A 16,745-nucleotide genomic window follows, 5' to 3' on the forward strand; every position below is an offset into this window, starting at 1 on the left:
CGGACGAGGGGACGGGTTGCGTGCCTCAAGGATCGTCATGACCGGGACCGTACCGACCGGACGGGCCCGAACCAGTGAAGTTCCAGGGACGGCAACCAAGTCCTCGTGTTGCTACGGCAGACGAACACGTAACGAAGGGTTGTGACCGGTTCCGACGCTCCGTCAGCGGCCGTCTACCAGTGATCGGCGCGCGCCTATCCGTGGACGGGGGGCAGGCCGTGGTCAGGGGCCCTGCTCGCGAGGCATCCGCCGTACGGGAGGCGGAGCCCGTACGGCGGATGGGAGGACGGCGGTCAGGGGCGGAGGCGGTGGTGGGCCGTCTCACCGGTCCGCTGTGAGCGCGTCCGCCGTGAGCGGTTCCGCCGGTGGGGCGCCCGCGAGGATCAGCGGCTCCACGGCCTCGTACTGCCGGCGCTCCTCGTCGACCCCCCGGCGGCTGAACCTGGTGCCGAGCCAGCCCGCCAGGAATCCGGCCGGGACCGAGACGAGGCCGGTCGTGGTGAACGGGAACCAGTTGAAGTCGAGGTCCGGGAAGACCGCTTCGGGCGAGCCGGAGACCAGGTTGGTGCCCGTGAAGAGGATCAGCACGCTGACCGTGCCGCCGATGAGCGTGCAGAGCAGGCCGACCCGGGTGAAGCGACGCCAGAACATGCTGTAGATGAGTGCCGGGGCCAGCGCGGAGGCGCCGACGCAGAAGGACAGCGTCACCAGCGACTGGAGGTTCCAGTGCCGGGCGAGCACCGCGAGGGCGATGGTGAGCAGGCCGATGCCGACCGCGGCGGCCTGTGCCGTACTCATCTCGGTGCGCTGCTTCAGCGGCGGCTTGCCCGGTTCGCGCAGTCCATGGGCGAACAGATCGTGGGCGAGCGAGTTCGCGCAGGCCAGGATCATTCCGGCGACCGAGGCGAGCAGCGTCAGGAAGATCGCCGTCGTCATGGTCGTGACGACCAGTGCCCCGGCCGCGCCACCGCCCGCGACCGCGCCGCTGACCTGGAGGATCGCGCTGTTGCCCTGCGCCCCGGCGGCGGTGATGTTCTCGTAGCCGACGAGGGCCGCCGCGCCGAAGCCGCTGAGGGTGAGCAGCAGACAGATCGCGGCGACGACGCAGACCGCCCAGGACATCGAGCGGCGGACCGCGCGGGCGCTGCCGACGCTCGTCATCCGCATCGTGATGTGCGGCAGGCACGCGACACCGAGCACCAGGGTCAGTTCGGAGCTGATCATGTCCAGGTCGCTGCCGCCGAACTGCAGCCCGGAGCGGAGATAGGCCGCCCCGGCTCCGCTGCCCGCCTGAGCGGCCGAGAGCAGGGCGCCCAGGCTCCAGTCGTAACGGTTCATCACGAGTACGGACACGAGCAGTGCGGCGCCGAGGAGCACCACCGTCTTGACGATCTGGATCAGGGTGGTGCCCTTCATGCCGCCGATCGCCGCGTACCCGATCATCATGACGCCGAGCGCGACGATGGAGCCGGTGCGGAATCCGGAGCTGTCGAAGCCCAGCATGAAGGCGAGCAGATTGCCGCTGCCGGCGAGCTGGACGACCATCAGGGGCACGAGTGCGGCGAGCGTGACCGCGCAGGCCGTGATGCGGACGGCGCGGCCGGGGGCCCGGCGGGTGAGCATGTCGCCGATGGTGAACCGGCCCGCGTTGCGCAGGGGTTCGGCCAGCAGGAACATCAGCAGGAGGAGCGATAGGACGGTGCTCAGGGCGACCACGAGTCCGTCGTGGCCGGTGAGGGCGGTGAGCCCGGTGGCGCCGAGGACGGTGGCCGCCGAGAGGTAGTCACCGGCGATGGCGAGGCCGTTGCGCAGCGGGGAGAGCGTGCGGTAGCCCGTGTAGAAGGCGTCGAGGTCGTCGCGGTCCGGCACGGTCATCACACAGAGCAGCAGGGCGATCGTGGCCACGGCGATGAACGCCACCAGGGACATGGTCTGCGCGGAGTCTTCGAATCCGGTCATCGTCCCGCCCGGTCATCGTGTCTACGGGGGCGCCGGTGGGGGCGCGGATGGGCAGGGGGGCGGCCGCCGTTGCGCAGGTCGGCCGAGAGCGGGTCCACCGTCCGCTCGGCTGTGCGTTCGTACACGGTGATGGCGAGGACGGCGACCGGGAGCTGGCACAGACCCAGCAGCAGGCCGATGTTGAGACCGCCACCGCCGACGGGGTGGGCCATCAGATCGGGGGCGTAGGCGGAAAGCAGCAGGAACAGCGTGAAATAGCCGAGCGCGGTGAAAGTGGCGGCCCGGCGCAGGACGCGGTACGCGCCGCGCAGCCGGAGCAGATCACCGTGGTGGTCGGGGGCGGGAGCGGAATCGTCCTCGCACGGGGCGGACCACCGGGGCGGGAGCAGCGGCGGATACGGCGCCGGAGGGGCCTGCGGAGGCGAACTCTGCCAGGCGAGAAGGTAGTCGGGTTGGTAGGGGGGAGGGTGCGGGTCGTTGTTCGGCATCGGGTACTGCTCCCTTCCTTGCATGGCTGGGGGACCTGGGGGTGTGCAAGGCAGAAGCGGAGGCGCTGGTGCGCCCGGTCGATGCGCGTAGATTACTTTCGGGTACGGCGGGTGGGGAGGGGTAATACCGAAATACCCTCGGCGGTACCGGAGTTGTCCTATTCCTGGATGCCTAACGGACGCTTTCCGACCCCTCGTCGAGGATCGGGAAGCGGCGCGGGGCGAGGAAGACGAGTACCAGCAGTGCGAGCCCGGCGGCCACGGCGGCGCCGAGGTAGACATGGTCGACCGCGGCGTCGACCGCCCGGCGCAGGTGGTCCGTCGCGGCGGCGGACAGCGAACCCGGGTCGTCCAGGGCGTGCGAGATCGCGTCCAGGTCGCCCGGCAGCCCGGGGACGGGGGCGTCGGCCAGCCGGGAGGCCAGTACCCCGTTGGCGACGGCACCGAACAGCGCGGCGCCGATGCTCTGGCCGACCTGGCGGCAGAAGAGGACGGACGCCGTCGTCGTACCGCGCTCCGACCACCCGACGGTCGACTGGACGCCCACGATCAGCGGCAGTTGGAACAGCCCGAGCGCCGCGCCCAGCAGCAGCATGATCAGGGCGGGCTGCCAGGCCGCACCGGGGTAGGGCAGCAACGGGAAGGCCAGCAGGATCAGCAGGGCGGCGCTCATGCCGATGATGGCGGTGAGCCGGAAGCCGATGCGGTTGTAGACCCGGTTGGACAGCGCCGCCGAGACCGGCCAGCTCAGCGTCATCACGGAGAGGACGAATCCGGCGGCGATCGGGCCGAGGCCCAGGACGGACTGGGCGTACGTCGGGAGGAAGACGGTCGGCGCGACCATCAGCAGCCCCATCGCGCCCAGGGCGAGATTGACCGAGGCGATGGTGCGCCGCCGCCAGACCCAGCCCGGGATGATCGGATCGGCGGCCCGGCGCTCGATGGCGACGGTCAGCGCGGCGAGTACGGCACTGACCCCGAACAGGCCCAGCGAGGGGGCGGAGAGCCAGGGCCAGGCGACGCCGCCCTGGACCAGCGCGGTGAGCAGGAGGACGCCCGTCGCGAAGACGGCCAGCGCGCCGGCCCAGTCGATCCGGGGGCGGACGGCGGGGCGCGGACGGGACGGTTCGTGGAGGTGGCGGACGACCAGCCAGAGGGCGATCGCGCCGACCGGCAGATTGATCAGGAAGATCCACCGCCAGTCGGCGTACGCGGCGAGCAGCCCACCGATCGCCGGTCCCGCGACGGCCGAAGTGGCCCAGACGGTGGACAGCTTGGCCTGGATCTTGGGGCGTTCCTTGAGCGGGTAGAGGTCGGCGGCGATCGTCTGCACCGTGCCCTGGAGAGCGCCGCCGCCGAGACCCTGTACGACCCGGAAGGCGATCAGCGCGGCCATGTTCCACGCGGCGGCGCAGAGCACCGAGCCGACCAGGAACAGGATGATGCCGGCGACCAGGACGGGCTTGCGGCCGAAGGTGTCGGAGAGCTTCCCGTACACGGGGAGGGTGACGGTCACGGCCAGCAGATAGCCGGAGAAGAGCCACGAGAAGACGGCGAACCCGCCGAGATCGCCGACGATCTGGGGGACGGCGGTGGAGACGATGGTGCCGTCGATGGCGGACAGGGCCATGCCGAGCATCAGCGCCGCAACTACGGGGCGACGGCCGCGCGGGGTGGTGGGCGAGGCCCCGGTCTCTGCGGCTGCGGTGGTGGGTGCGGCTGGTGTGACGGTCGGTGTGATGGTCGGTGTGACGGTTGGGGTGACGGCTGTTGGTTTCGGGGTTGGAGTTGCGGCAGCGGCTTCCGGGGCCGCGGAGACGGCAGTTGCTTCCGTGGGCTTCGTGACGTTCGCGGCCGGGCCGGGGTGCGCGGCTCCGGGTCCGGACGTCACCGCGGTCGGCCCGGGTATCGCTTCGATGTCGCCGTCCGCGCCGCCCACAGATTTTCCTTCCCTATGCATGTATTTCCTGGGCCACTGTCTCACCACGTGCCGCCCGGCGGGAGGGGCGCGAAGGGCGGGGCGGTCGGCCCGACCCGCGCGCGGCCGGTTTCGCGACCCCCTACGTCGGTCTCCGTCGCGGGGTGGAGACCCCTAGGGGTTGGTCCTCAGTTCTGTCCAGGGGGCGTTCCTCCCGGCGGAGGACGTGGCGGTCGGTGGCTGTTCCTTAGCCTTTCTTTACGTCGCGATCGCGGCCGAACACCGGGGCAGGGTGGGGATAACCCCACCTCAGGACTGCGCTGGGCACCAGCGCGCCGGACCCCCCTCTCACCCGAGACTCGGAACGTACGCAGAGACGTCCAGTCATCGACCGACATAGGAGACTTACCGTGACAACGGCTGTAACCATTCCCAGGCACGGGGGCACTGGAGGGCGTACGGCCGTCGCTGCGCGAGCGAGGCAGGTCGTCAAGGCGTACGGGTCGGGGGAGACCCGGGTCGTCGCGCTCGACCATGTCGATGTGGACATCGCTCGCGGGCAGTTCACGGCGATCATGGGGCCGTCCGGCTCCGGCAAGTCGACCCTGATGCACTGCCTGGCCGGACTCGACACCGTGACCTCCGGCGAGATCTACCTCGACGAGACCGAGATCACGAAGCTCAAGGACAAGAAGCTCACCCAGCTCAGACGGGACCGGATCGGCTTCATCTTCCAGGCGTTCAACCTGCTTCCGACGCTCAACGCGATCGAGAACATCACGCTGCCGATGGACATCGCGGGCCGCAAGCCCGACACCGGGTGGCTCCGGCAGGTCGTGGAGACCGTCGGTCTCGCCGAGCGGCTGAAGCACCGGCCGACCGAGCTCTCCGGCGGTCAGCAGCAGCGCGTCGCGGTGGCCCGCGCCCTGGCCTCGCAGCCCGAGATCATCTTCGGCGACGAGCCCACCGGGAACCTGGACTCGCGGGCCGGTGCCGAAGTGCTGTCCTTCCTGCGCCGGTCGGTCGACGATCTCGGCCAGACCATCGTCATGGTCACCCACGACCCGGTGGCCGCCTCCTACGCGGACCGGGTGCTCTACCTCGCCGACGGCTCCATCGTCGACGAGATGTACAACCCGACGGCGGACCAGGTCCTGGACCGGATGAAGCACTTCGACGCACGCGGGCGGACGTCATGACCGTCTGGAAGACCTCGATGCGCAACTTCCTCGCGCACAAGGGACGGATGGCGCTGTCCGCCGTCGCGGTCATGCTGTCGGTGGCGTTCGTGTGCGGCACGCTCGTCTTCACCGACACGATGAACACCACCTTCGACAAGCTCTTCGCGGCGACCTCGGCCGATGTCACCGTCAGCCCGAAGGCGGCCAAGGGCTCCGCCGACATGCCGGAGAACGGGAAGCCCGAGTCGCTGCCCGCCTCCGTCGTCCAGCGGGTCGCTCGGGCCGACGGGGTGAAGGAGGCGGAGGGCGCCGTCGTCAGCATGTCGGTCACCGTCGTCGACCGCCACAACAAGAACATGGGCTCGGAGACCGGCGCCCCGACGATGGCGGGCAACTGGACGCGGAACGACCTCCGTTCCATGGAGATCACCTCCGGCCACGCCCCGCGTGGCCCCACCGAGGTGATGGTCGACGCCGACACCGCCCAGAAGCGCGACCTCAAGCTCGGCGACGAACTGCGCACGATCACCGTCACCGGTGACGTCACGGCACGGATCAGCGGGATCGCCTCCTTCACCGTGACCAACCCGGGCGCCGCGATCGTCTACCTCGACACCGCGACCGCCCAGACGAAACTGCTCGGCACTCCCGGTGCCTTCACCCACATCTCCGTCACCGCCGAACCCGGCGTCGGCGACAAGCAGTTGAAGAAGAACGTCGCCTCGGCGCTCGGCGGGTCGGCCGCGTACAAGCTCCAGACCCAGCAGGAGGCCGCCGACGCCAACAAGGACTCCATGGGGTCCTTCCTCGACGTCATGAAGTACGCGATGCTCGGCTTCGCCGGAATCGCCTTCCTCGTCGGCATCTTCCTGATCGTCAACACCTTCTCGATGCTCGTCGCCCAGCGCACCCGCGAGATCGGTCTGATGCGGGCCATCGGCTCCAGCCGCAAGCAGGTCAACCGGTCCGTGCTGGTGGAAGCGGTACTCCTCGGCATCGTCGGATCGCTCCTCGGCGTCGCCGCCGGAGTCGGCCTCGCCGTCGGGCTGATGAAGGCGATGGGCGCCATCGGCATGGAGCTGTCCACCGGCGACCTCACCCTCGCCTGGACGACCCCCGCGCTCGGTCTCGCGCTCGGCATCGTCGTCACCGTCCTCGCCGCGTACGTCCCGGCCCGCCGGGCGGGCAAGGTCTCGCCGATGGCCGCACTGCGCGACGCCGGAACCCCGGCCGACGCGAAGTCGGGCTGGATCAGGGCCGGTATCGGCCTGGTCCTCACCGGCTCCGGCGGCGCGGCCCTGTGGGCGACGACGCAGGCCGACAGGGCGAGCGACGGATCGCTCCTCCTCGGCCTCGGCGTGGTCCTCACCCTGATCGGCTTCATCGTGATCGGCCCGCTGCTGGCCGGCCTGGTGGTGCGGGTGCTCAGCGTGGCCGTGCTGCGGCTGTTCGGCCCGGTCGGGCGGCTCGCGGAGCGCAACGCCCTGCGCAACCCCCGGCGTACGGGAGCGACCGGCGCGGCCCTGATGATCGGCCTGGCGCTGGTGGCCTGCCTCTCGGTCGTCGGCTCCTCCATGGTGGCCTCGGCCACCGACGAACTCGACAAGTCGGTCGGCGCGGACTTCATCGTCCAGTCGCCCACCGGCCAGCTGATCGTGCCCCAGGCCGCGAAGGCACTGGAATCGGCCCCCGGCATCGAGCACATCACCGAATACAAGAGCATCAGCGCAAAGATCACCGCACCCGACGGCGTCACGGAGGACGAGGGAATCGTCGCCGCCGATCCGACGTACAAGGACGACCTGCGCCGCGAGACGGTCTCCGGCGACCTGGCCGCCGCGTACGGCAAGAACGCCATGTCGGTCGGTGACGGCTACGCCGAGCGGCACGGTGTCGAGGTCGGCGACGAGATCACGGTCGCGTTCAAGGCGGGCGACACGGCGAAGCTGAAGGTCGCCGCGATCACCTCCGACGACACGAGCGTCGACACGGGCGCGATGTACACCAACATCACGACTGCCGAACGCTACGTTCCCGCCGACAGGATGCCCAAGAACGCGATCATGTTCGCCAAGGCGCAGGACGGCAAGGAGAAGGAGGCGTACACCTCCCTCAAGTCCTCGCTCGACGCGTACCCGCAGTACAAGGTGCAGAACCAGGCGGACTTCAAGCAGGAGCTGAAGGACCAGATCGGCCAGCTGCTGAACATCGTGTACGGCCTGCTGGCCCTGGCGATCATCGTGGCGGTGCTCGGCGTGGTGAACACCCTGGCCCTGTCCGTGGTCGAACGGACCCGGGAGATCGGCCTGATGCGGGCGATCGGTCTCTCCCGCCGTCAGCTGCGCCGGATGATCCGCCTGGAATCCGTGGTCATCGCCCTCTTCGGCGCCCTGCTCGGACTCGGCCTGGGAATGGGCTGGGGCACCTCCGCCCAGAAGCTGCTGGCGCTGGAGGGGCTGGGGGTCCTGGAGATCCCGTGGCCGACCATCCTCACCGTCTTCGTCGGCTCGGCGTTCGTCGGACTGTTCGCCGCACTCGTCCCGGCCTTCAGGGCGGGCCGGATGAACGTCCTGAACGCCATCGCCACGGACGGCTGACGGCTGACAGTTGACGGCGACGGTGGCTCCGGACGGGCGACCGAAGGCGACCGTCACCGTAGAATGAGCGTGTTGGCCCCGGGGCGTTCCTCCAAACGCCCCGGGGCCGTTCGCGTCCGGACGCTCCGGGGCGCTCGGACGCGAACGGCTCGGGCCCGCCCTGTCCGAAGTTGCCGCCCTGCACGAAGCCGCCACACTGCACAAAGCTGCCGTCCTGTGCGGAGCTGCCCCCTGCACGAAGCTGCCGCGCCCCGTGCAGCAAGCTGTCACCGCCGCCCAGGCCCCGTTCCGCTCCCCGCTGGCATATTCATCCGTGCCGGGACCCCCCGGCAGGACGCCACAGCCGAAGGGGAAACGTGACCAGGTCTTCGCTTTCGCAGCAGCCGCGCGGTCCGGTGCGCGGCGCCGTCGCCGTCACCACTCTCGCGCTCGTCTCGCTCGCCCTCTCCGCCGGTGCCGCGTCGGCGGCCCCCGCACCGGCGACCGCCCCGGAACACCTCCCCGAACACACCGCCGGAATGCTCTGTACGCAGGTGGAGGAGTTCCTCGGCCGACTGACCGTTCCCTCCGGGCCTGTTCAGGTGTGCAAGCTGGTCAACGGCTGGGACTAGGGGCGGGAAGCCGTGATGCGCTTCCAGATCCTCGGGCCGCTGGCCCTCGCGGACGGCCCCGACACCGTCGTACTCCAGCCATCGAAGCCCACGATCCTGCTCGCCGCCCTCCTTCTGCACGCCAACTCCGTTGTGTCCGCCGAGTACTTGCAACGGGCCGTATGGGGCGAGGAGCAGCCCGCCACCGCCAAGGCGGCGCTCCAGACCTGCGTCCTGCGGCTGCGCCGGCTCTTCACCAAGCACGGGGTCACCGAGACCTCGATCGAGGCGGTGCCCGGTGGCTATCGGATCACCGCCGCACCGCACTCCCTGGACCTTCTCGGTTTCCGCGACCAGATACGCCGGTCCGTGGCCCTCTCCGGCGACCCGGAAGCCGAGCTCTACACGCTCAAGGACGCGCTGTCGCTCTGGCAGGGCTCCCTCCTCGCCAACGTGCGCTCCGACGTCCTGCACCGGGACGAGGTGCCCCGGCTCGCGGAGGAGCGGCTGCGGAGCGTGGAGCGGGTCTGCGATCTGCTGCTGGGGCTGGGTCGCTGCGGGGAGGCGCTGGTCGAACTGTGGACCGCTACGCGCGTATATCCGGGGCACGAGCGGTTCCACGAGCAGCTGATCGAGGCGCTCTACCGGACCGGGCGGCAGTCCCAGGCACTGGCCGAGTACCGCAGGGTCAAGGGCTTCCTCCTGGACGAACTGGGAGTGAACCCGTCGCCCGCCCTCCAGCAGCTGGAACTGGCGATCCTGCGCGGTGAGGACCTGGGTACGGGGGAGCCCGCGCCCCCGCCCCCGTCCCCGTCCGCCCCCGCCGTCCGGGTCATCGAAGGGGAGACCGTCCCCGTCCCGGCCGTCGGCCCCGTGCCCACCGTGCCGAACTTCACCGGGCGCGAGGCCGAGACGGCCGCCATGGTCGCCCGCCTCACCGCCGGTGCCGAGCCCGGCGCGAAGGACCGGCAGCCGCTCACGGTCCTGGTGTCGGGCGCACCCGGCATCGGCAAGTCGGCCCTCGCCCACCGGGTCGCCCACCTCGTGCGGGACGCCTTCCCGGCCGGCCGGCTGCTCGTGCCGATGACCCGGCCGGACGGCGAACCGCGCCGTGTCGCCGAGGTCGCGGCCGAGGTGTCGGCGGCCCTGCGCTCCGGGCGCGCGGGCGAACGCGCCCTGCTCGTCCTCGACGACGTGGTGGACGCCGATCAGGTGCGCCCGCTGCTGCTCCCGGCGGACGGCCCCGACATCGCCGTCGTCGTCACCAGCCGGATGGGCCTTGCCGGGCTCATCGCCACCCACGGCGGCTGGGTGCACCGGCTCTCCGCCTTCACGGAGGCGGAGTCGTACGCCTTGCTGCTGGCCGCACTCGGTGCCGAACGCGTCGAGGCGGAGCAACAGGCGGCTCATCAACTGGCCTCGCTCTGCGGGCACTTCCCCGTGGCTCTGCGCATCCTGACCGCCCGGCTGCTGACCCGGCCGGGGCTGGGGCTCGGCGAGGCCGTCGACTGGCTGGGCGAGGACCCGCTCGCCCGGCTCACCCTGACCGATTCCCCCGGCCTGTCCGTCACCGGCCTGTTCGACCGGGCGCTGGGCCGGCTCGACCCCCGGCTGTCCGAGGCGCTCCTCCGGGCCGGGGCGGGGCCGCTCGACACCTTCGGGGCCGAGGACGTCGCACCGGGGAGCGGGGCGGCGCCGGAGACCGAGGCCGTACTGGAGCGGCTGGCCGACGCCGGACTGCTGGAGGACGGCCCGCCGGGCCCGTACCGCATCCACGCACTGCTCCGCGCCCACATACGAAGAACCGCCCGGATCCGCATCCGCCGCACAGAGAAGGTGTGAACCCATGGCCGAGAGTGCCGAAGCCGCTGTCGCCGAAGCTGCCGCCGTCGAAGCCGCTGTCGCCGAAGCTGCCGCCGTCGAAGCCGATGCCGTAGTCGCAGGGACGGCCGGTACGGCAGCCGCCGCGACCGGGGCGTTCGACTCCCTCGCCGGGACCCGGCCGCGCATCCGCCAGGACGTGCTGTTCACCGAGACCCCCGGCGGCGTGCTCTTCCACAACGCCGACGGCGGCTTCCATCTGACCGGCCGCACCGCCTACCGCTTCGCCTCCCTCGTCGTCCCGCACCTGACCGGCCACCACCGGCTCGACGAACTCTGCGCGGGCTTCGGACCGGGCCGGCGGGCGATGGCCGCCGAGCTCGTCAAGACGCTGTACGCACGGGAGTTCGCCCGCGACATACCCGTGGCGGACAGCACGGCGGAGCCCCTGCCGGACGCGGTCGCCGAGCGGTTCGCCGCCCAGATCGCGTACGTCGACCACTACGCCGACGGCGCCCCGGAGCGCTTCGCCCGCTTCCGCGCCACCCGGGTCGCCGTCCTCGGCGACGACGAGGTCGCCCGCTGGTGCGCGCTCAGCCTGATACGCAACGGGTGCGTCCGGATCGGTACGGCAACGGGCTTCGACGACGTCACCGCCGAAGCGGCCGGGGCGGGCGCGTACGCCGAGCGCATCGGCTCGGGCGCGGACGCCGGGTTCGTCGCCTCGGGCGCGGATGCCGGGCGCGGTTCCTCGGGCACGGACGCCGGCTGGGCGGCGCTCGGCGGTTACGACGTCGTCGTGGTGACCGGCGCCGGGGCCGGGGCGCGTACCCAACGGCTGCTCGCCGCCGGGGTGCCCGAGGGCCGGACCCTGATCCCCGCCTGGTCGTTCGGCCGCCGCCTCGTCGTCGGACCGCTCGCCACCGCCACCTCCACCGGCTGCTGGTCCTGCGCCGTCCTGCGGCTCGGCGGCAACGTGGCCCCCGGACCCGCCGCCGAACTCTGGGGCGAGGCCGCGGGCGCCGTCACCTCCTCGGCGGACACCCTGTCCGGCCCGGTCGCCGCGATGGTCGGCAACCTCCTCGGTTACGAGATCTTCCGCATCGCCACCGGCGCCCTGCCCGCCGAGACGGACGGCCAGGTCCTCGTCCAGGACCTGGAATCGCTCGACGTGATGGCCGAACCGGTCCAGCCCCACCCCAGGTGCCGCCGCTGCGCCGACCTCGACGCCCGCGAACCCGCCGCCGCGCTGCCGGAGGGTCTGGCGCTCCCCGTCACCCCGACCGTGGAGACCGCCCGCGACGCGGAGGCGCTGGTCGAGGACCTGAACCGGATCAGCACGGCCCTGGTACGCCCGTTCACCGGGATCTTCGGCCGGTACGACGACGAGGGGCTGACCCAGACCCCGTTGAAGATCAGCCGGGTCGAGGTGGCGCTCGGGGCCGGGGTGCGGCGCCGGATCGCCGCGTTCGACGTGCACCATCTGGCGGGCGCGCGGATGCGGGCGCTGTACGCGGCGGCGGAGGTGTACGTCGAGCACGTGGTGCCGGTGGCCGCCGAGGACGACGCGGATGCGGTCGCCGGGGAGGGCGCGGCGGTTCCCGTGCTCGCCCCGGACGCGCTGACCACCGGGGGAGGCACCGGGGCCCGCCCGCGGTCCTGGGTCACCGCCACGTCCCTGATCCGCAAGGAGCCGGTCCGGGTGCCCGCCGCCGCGGTGCGCACCTTCGGGGCCCACAACCGGGACCGGCCGCACCTGGCGACCTCGGCGGGTTCGGGCGCGGGCGGCAGCGCACGGGAGGCGGCGGGGCGCGGCCTGATGTCGGCGCTCGCCCACGACGCGCTGCTGCGGGCGGTCCGGGGCGCCACCCGGGTGAGCCCCGTGGCCGTCGACGGCGCCGACCCGGAGCTGGTGTTCCTGCTGAAGTCCGCGGCCAACCTGGACGTCGCGGTGGAGCTCCTCGACCTCGGCGAGGGGGCCCGCACGTCGGCCCACGTGGTGCTGGCCCGCGAGGCGAACACGGGTGTTACGGGCGGGCGTTGGGCGGTCGGTTCCGGTCTGTCGCGGCGTGCGGCGGCCTGTTCCGCCCTGCGGGATCTGCTCGGTCAGGTGCAGCTGGCCGCCGAGGACCCGGGTGCGGAGGTGGACCTGGGTGATCCGCTGCTCGGTGACTTCGCCGCGGGGACGGTCGCGGTGACCGGGGAATCCGTCGCGGCGGACGGGGCGGCGACCACGTTCGAGGCGGTGCTCGACCGGCTGCGGGACGCCGGGCGCGACGCCCTGTACGTACCGACGACCCCGGCGGACCTCCCGGCGGGCGGCATCAGCACCGCCCGGGTGCTCCTCACCGTGGACGGCGAGGTCGGCCCCGATGCCCGTTGAGACCACGGACGCGGGCGCGTCGGACGCGGACGCGGGCGCGTCGGACGCCCGTGCGCCCGACGCCGTACTGGCGGAGTCCACCCGGCGCCTCGCGGGATTCCTCGCGGAACGGCTGGCCCGGCACACCGCCGAGCCGCCGCCGCTGGACGTCGCACCGCTGGGCGTACGCGACGCCTTCGCGGACGTCGCGTCGACGGACAGCGCGCCGACGGGCGGTCTGCCGACGGACCTCGCACCGACGGATGCCGTGCGTGCCGTGCCCGTCCGCTACTACGGGCAGCACGCCGTCGTCGGGCCCTTTCCCGCCGCACTCCCGACCACGGCGGCGGGAGTGGCGGGAGTGGCGGGAGCCGGGGGATCGGCAGGGGCGGCGGGGAGCGGCGTAACGGTCCAACAGCCCTGCGCGCGCTGCCTGGAGCGGCGCTGGCAGGGCGTCCGTTCCGTCGCCCTGCGCGAGGCGCTGGAACTCGGCTCCGGCACCCGCGCGGCCGGGGAGTCCCCCTATGTCACCCCATTCGGTGCCGAGGCCCTCGCGGGTGTCATCGCCGCCCGGCTGAGCGGCGCCGGACCCCGGACCGGCGCCTTCCCCTACGTCCATCTCGTCGACCTCCGGACCCTGGCGGTCCGCGGCTATCCGCTCGTCCCCGATCCGGAGTGCCCGGTCTGCGGCCGGCCGGAGCCGGACACCGCCGAGGCCGCCGCACTCACCCTGCGGCCCGCCCCCAAGCGGAAGCCCGGCAGCTTCCGGGTCCGGGACATCGCCGACTACGAGCTGCCCGTCGAGCCGTACGCCAACCCGGTCTGCGGCTCGCTGGGCCCCTCCGTCGTCCAGGACGTCTCCTCCACCTCCACCTCCGCCACCATCGGCCGGTTCTCGATGCGCTCGGGCGAGTACCTCCGCGAGACCTTCTGGGGCGGCCACGCCGACACCTTCGCCGAGAGCGTGCGCATCGGGGTCCTCGAAGGGCTTGAGCGATACGCGGGCATGCGCTCGCGGGCCAAGCGCGCACAGGTGCGGGCCTCCCTGCACGCCCTGCGCGGGCGCGGCGAGCACGCGCTCGACCCACGGGTCTGCGGGCTGTACTCGGACGCCTTCCACCGGGCCAACCCCCGGGTCACCCCGTTCACCCCGGACCGCGAGATCCCCTGGGTGCGCGGCTACTCCCTGCGCGACCACCGCACGGTCCTGGTCCCGGAAGTGCTCACGTACTACCACGCACCCGGCCTGGAGAACCGCTTCGTGCAGGAGAGCTCCAACGGCTGCGCGTCCGGCGGCTGTCCGGAGGAGGCCGTCTACTTCGGGCTGATGGAGGTCGTGGAGCGCGACGCGTTCCTGCTGGCCTGGTACGGGCGGGCCGCCCTGCCCGAGATCGACCCGCGCACCAGCCGCCGCCCGGCCACCCGGCAGATGGTGGACCGGCTGGAGATGTACGGCTACGAGGCCCGCTTCTTCGACACCCGGATCTCCTTCCCCGTCCCCGTCGTCACGGGTGTCGCCGTGCGCCCCGACGGCGGGCGGGGCCGCATGTGCTTCGGCGCGGGAGCCGGGCTCGACCCGGAGGCGGCCCTGGCCGGCGCGCTCTGCGAGATCGCCACGGACGCGGTGAACCTCCAGGGACGTACCGAACGCGACGAGACACGGCTGCGCGCCATGGCGTACGACTTCGACAAGGTCGAGGCGCTGCACGATCACCCGCTGGCCTACGGCATCCCGGAGATGGGCGACCACGCCCACTTCCTGCTCGGCGAACCGGGCGCGCCGCGCCCGCCCAAGCGGTCCTTCACCGAGCTGTACGGGGACGGGGAAGGGCGCGGGAACCCGGGCGGCGACCTGAACGCCGCCGGGGGCGGTGATCGGAACGGGAACGGGCGCGGTGACCGGAGCGGCTACGGCGGGCGGCACCCGGCGATCCCCGTCTCCGACGACCTGCGGGAGGACCTGGACCGGTGCGTGGAGGCCGTCACCGGGGCCGGGTTCGACGTGATCGTCGTCGACCAGACCATGCCGGAACAGCGCGCCCTGGGCCTGACCACCGTCTCCGTCATCGTGCCGGGGCTGCTGCCCATCGACTTCGGCTGGAGCAGACAGCGGGCACTCGGCATGCCCCGGCTGCGCACCGCGCTGCGCGAGGCGGGACTGCGCGCGGGCGACCTCACCGACGCCGACCTCAACCCCGCACCCCACCCCTTCCCGTGACCAAGGAGCTCGCCATGGGGTACGCCCATGAATACGCGGCCGCGATCATGCAGCGCGGCCGGGTCCCGATGGACCCCGCCGATTTCGTACCGAACTGGTCGGACGGACCGCGCAAGGCCAAGTTCTACCCGGGTGCCGACAGCCTGCCGCTGCCCGGTACGGACTACCCGGCCCACGCGACGCTCGGCCGCGGGCTGGCCCAGGAGGGCGGTACGGAAGGGGAGTTCGACCTGCCGGCCCTCTCCGGGATGCTCCGTGACTCCTACGGGCTCACCGGCCGCCGCCTCGGGGTCCAGGCCAACACGGACCTGAGCGCCCTGCCCCACTACCCGCTCGCCAACTGGTCCCGAGGCTCCGCGTCCGGCGGCGGCCTGTACCCCGTGAGCGTCTACTGGGTCTCCGGTCCCGGCGGCCCCGTACCGCCCGGGGTGCACTACTACTCCACCCGGCACCACACCATGCAGCGGCTGCTCACCGGCGATGTGTCCGGTGAGGTGCGCGCCGCGCTGGGGGACGGGGCGCCGGGTCCCGCCACCGACCAGTACCTGGTGCTCGGCGTCAAGTACTGGCAGAACTCCTTCAAGTACAACAACTTCTCCTTCCACGCCGTCTCCATGGACGTCGGCGCCTGTGTGCAGACCTGGCGGATGTGGGCCGGTGCGCGGGGCCTCGGTGTCGAGCCCGCGCTCTGGTTCGACGAGGAACGCCTCGCCTCGCTGCTCGGGGTGAGCGCGAAGGAGGAGGGCATCTTCGCCGTCGTCCCGCTGAAGTGGGCGGGTGCGGCGGGTGCGGCGAGTGGCCCGGTCGGCCAACGGCCCGCCACCGCCGCCCCGGTCCGGCGCAAGGACGTCGAGCGCTCCCGTACCGTCCTCGGCTTCGACGCGCTGGAGCGGATGCAGGCGGCCACCTCCGCCCACGCCACCGCCCGGCCCGCCCCCGACGCGCTGGCCCCCGCCGCCGCGCCTCCCGCCGACCCGGCGCTCCCCGAGGTGGCACTGGCCCCCGCGCTGCCGCTGGACACCGACGTACGCACCGCCCTGCGCCGCCGCCGCAGCAGCTTCGGCCGATTCGACGCACAACGCCCGGTGAGCGCGGCGCGGTTGGCGACGTGCCTCGCGGCGGCCGTCACCGGGTCCCGGATCGGCGGGGACACGGGCGGCACCCGGCTGGCGAAGCTGTACGCGTTCGTCAGCCATGTAGAGGGAGTGGAGCCCGGCAGTTACGCGTACGACCCCGAGGCGCACAGCCTGCGGCTGGTCAAGGAGGGCCGGCCGGGGGAGTTCCTCCAGAAGAACTACTTCCTCTCCAACTACAACCTGGAGCAGGCGGGCGCGGTCCTGGTGCCCACGGTCCGTACGACCGCAGTCCTGGACGCGGTCGGCGACCGGGGATACCGCCTGGTCAACGCCACCATCGGCGCCGTCGCGCAGAGCGTGTACACCGCGGCGTCCGCCGTGGACCTCGGCTGCGGTGTGGCGCTCGGCTTCGACAACATCTCGTACATCGAGGAACTGGGCCTGGAAGCGACGGGCGAGGCGCCGCTGCTGATCATGATGATCGGCCACGAACGGCCCGCCCCCGCCGACTTCCGCTACGAGATCGCCTGAGCCG

At 72.3% G+C, this 16,745-nt stretch carries 10 protein-coding genes; 7 read left to right on the plus strand and 3 right to left on the minus strand.

Translation table 11 applies throughout. The features are described from left to right. Positions 1–321 precede the first annotated feature (321 nt). From OG413_RS15190 to OG413_RS15200, 3 genes are all read right to left on the minus strand, one after another. Complete coding sequence (locus tag OG413_RS15190) at positions 322–1,959, minus strand: cation acetate symporter (RefSeq protein WP_266805930.1); 1,638 nt, start codon at positions 1,957–1,959, stop codon at positions 322–324. Next, positions 1,956–2,447: a DUF485 domain-containing protein gene (locus OG413_RS15195; RefSeq protein ID WP_266805931.1), complete on the minus strand. Its 492-nt coding sequence runs from the start codon at positions 2,445–2,447 to the stop codon at positions 1,956–1,958. The genes OG413_RS15190 and OG413_RS15195 overlap by 4 nt, the downstream gene beginning before the upstream one ends. Positions 2,448–2,619: 172 nt before the next feature. Further along, positions 2,620–4,086 carry an MFS transporter gene (locus OG413_RS15200; protein WP_266810162.1) on the minus strand — a complete coding sequence of 489 codons (1,467 nt, stop codon included), beginning with the start codon at positions 4,084–4,086 and terminating at the stop codon, positions 2,620–2,622. 689 nt (positions 4,087–4,775) lie between these two features. Between OG413_RS15200 and OG413_RS15205 the strand changes: the two genes are divergently transcribed. The 7 genes from OG413_RS15205 (at position 4,776) to OG413_RS15235 (ending at position 16,741) form a co-directional block, all read left to right on the plus strand. Beyond that, positions 4,776–5,564 carry an ABC transporter ATP-binding protein gene (locus OG413_RS15205; protein WP_266805932.1) on the plus strand — a complete coding sequence of 263 codons (789 nt, stop codon included), beginning with the start codon at positions 4,776–4,778 and terminating at the stop codon, positions 5,562–5,564. Next, positions 5,561–8,143, plus strand: coding sequence for an ABC transporter permease (locus OG413_RS15210; RefSeq protein ID WP_266805933.1), 2,583 nt, complete (start codon positions 5,561–5,563; stop codon positions 8,141–8,143). Before OG413_RS15205 ends, OG413_RS15210 begins: the two co-directional genes overlap by 4 nt. 356 nt (positions 8,144–8,499) lie before the next feature. Next, complete coding sequence (locus OG413_RS15215) at positions 8,500–8,754, plus strand: hypothetical protein (protein ID WP_266805934.1); 255 nt, start codon at positions 8,500–8,502, stop codon at positions 8,752–8,754. A gap of 15 nt (positions 8,755–8,769) precedes the next feature. Next, positions 8,770–10,575 (plus strand): AfsR/SARP family transcriptional regulator, encoded by a 1,806-nt coding sequence (locus tag OG413_RS15220; protein WP_266805935.1) that lies wholly within the window; start codon positions 8,770–8,772, stop codon positions 10,573–10,575. A 4-nt stretch (positions 10,576–10,579) separates the two neighbouring features. Beyond that, positions 10,580–12,937 carry a TOMM precursor leader peptide-binding protein gene (locus OG413_RS15225; RefSeq protein WP_266805937.1) on the plus strand — a complete coding sequence of 786 codons (2,358 nt, stop codon included), beginning with the start codon at positions 10,580–10,582 and terminating at the stop codon, positions 12,935–12,937. Continuing rightward, positions 12,927–15,134: a TOMM precursor leader peptide-binding protein gene (locus OG413_RS15230; protein WP_266805939.1), complete on the plus strand. Its 2,208-nt coding sequence runs from the start codon at positions 12,927–12,929 to the stop codon at positions 15,132–15,134. Before OG413_RS15225 ends, OG413_RS15230 begins: the two co-directional genes overlap by 11 nt. 14 nt (positions 15,135–15,148) lie before the next feature. Continuing rightward, positions 15,149–16,741 carry a SagB family peptide dehydrogenase gene (locus OG413_RS15235; RefSeq protein WP_266805941.1) on the plus strand — a complete coding sequence of 531 codons (1,593 nt, stop codon included), beginning with the start codon at positions 15,149–15,151 and terminating at the stop codon, positions 16,739–16,741. Positions 16,742–16,745 lie beyond the last annotated feature (4 nt).

The sequence above is a fragment of the Streptomyces sp. NBC_01433 genome, assembly GCF_026340105.1.
GTDB lineage: Bacteria > Actinomycetota > Actinomycetes > Streptomycetales > Streptomycetaceae > Streptomyces.

Excerpts from the sequence above, each read along its gene's own strand:
- OG413_RS15190 (WP_266805930.1), bottom strand. The coding sequence starts at position 1,959 with ATGACCGGATTCGAAGACTCCGCGCAGACCATGTCCCTGGTGGCGTTC.
- OG413_RS15195 (WP_266805931.1), bottom strand. The coding sequence starts at position 2,447 with ATGCCGAACAACGACCCGCACCCTCCCCCCTACCAACCCGACTACCTT.
- OG413_RS15200 (WP_266810162.1), bottom strand. The coding sequence starts at position 4,086 with ATGCTCGGCATGGCCCTGTCCGCCATCGACGGCACCATCGTCTCCACC.
- OG413_RS15210 (WP_266805933.1), top strand. The coding sequence starts at position 5,561 with ATGACCGTCTGGAAGACCTCGATGCGCAACTTCCTCGCGCACAAGGGA.
- OG413_RS15220 (WP_266805935.1), top strand. The coding sequence starts at position 8,770 with ATGCGCTTCCAGATCCTCGGGCCGCTGGCCCTCGCGGACGGCCCCGAC.
- OG413_RS15225 (WP_266805937.1), top strand. The coding sequence starts at position 10,580 with ATGGCCGAGAGTGCCGAAGCCGCTGTCGCCGAAGCTGCCGCCGTCGAA.
- OG413_RS15230 (WP_266805939.1), top strand. The coding sequence starts at position 12,927 with ATGCCCGTTGAGACCACGGACGCGGGCGCGTCGGACGCGGACGCGGGC.
- OG413_RS15235 (WP_266805941.1), top strand. The coding sequence starts at position 15,149 with ATGGGGTACGCCCATGAATACGCGGCCGCGATCATGCAGCGCGGCCGG.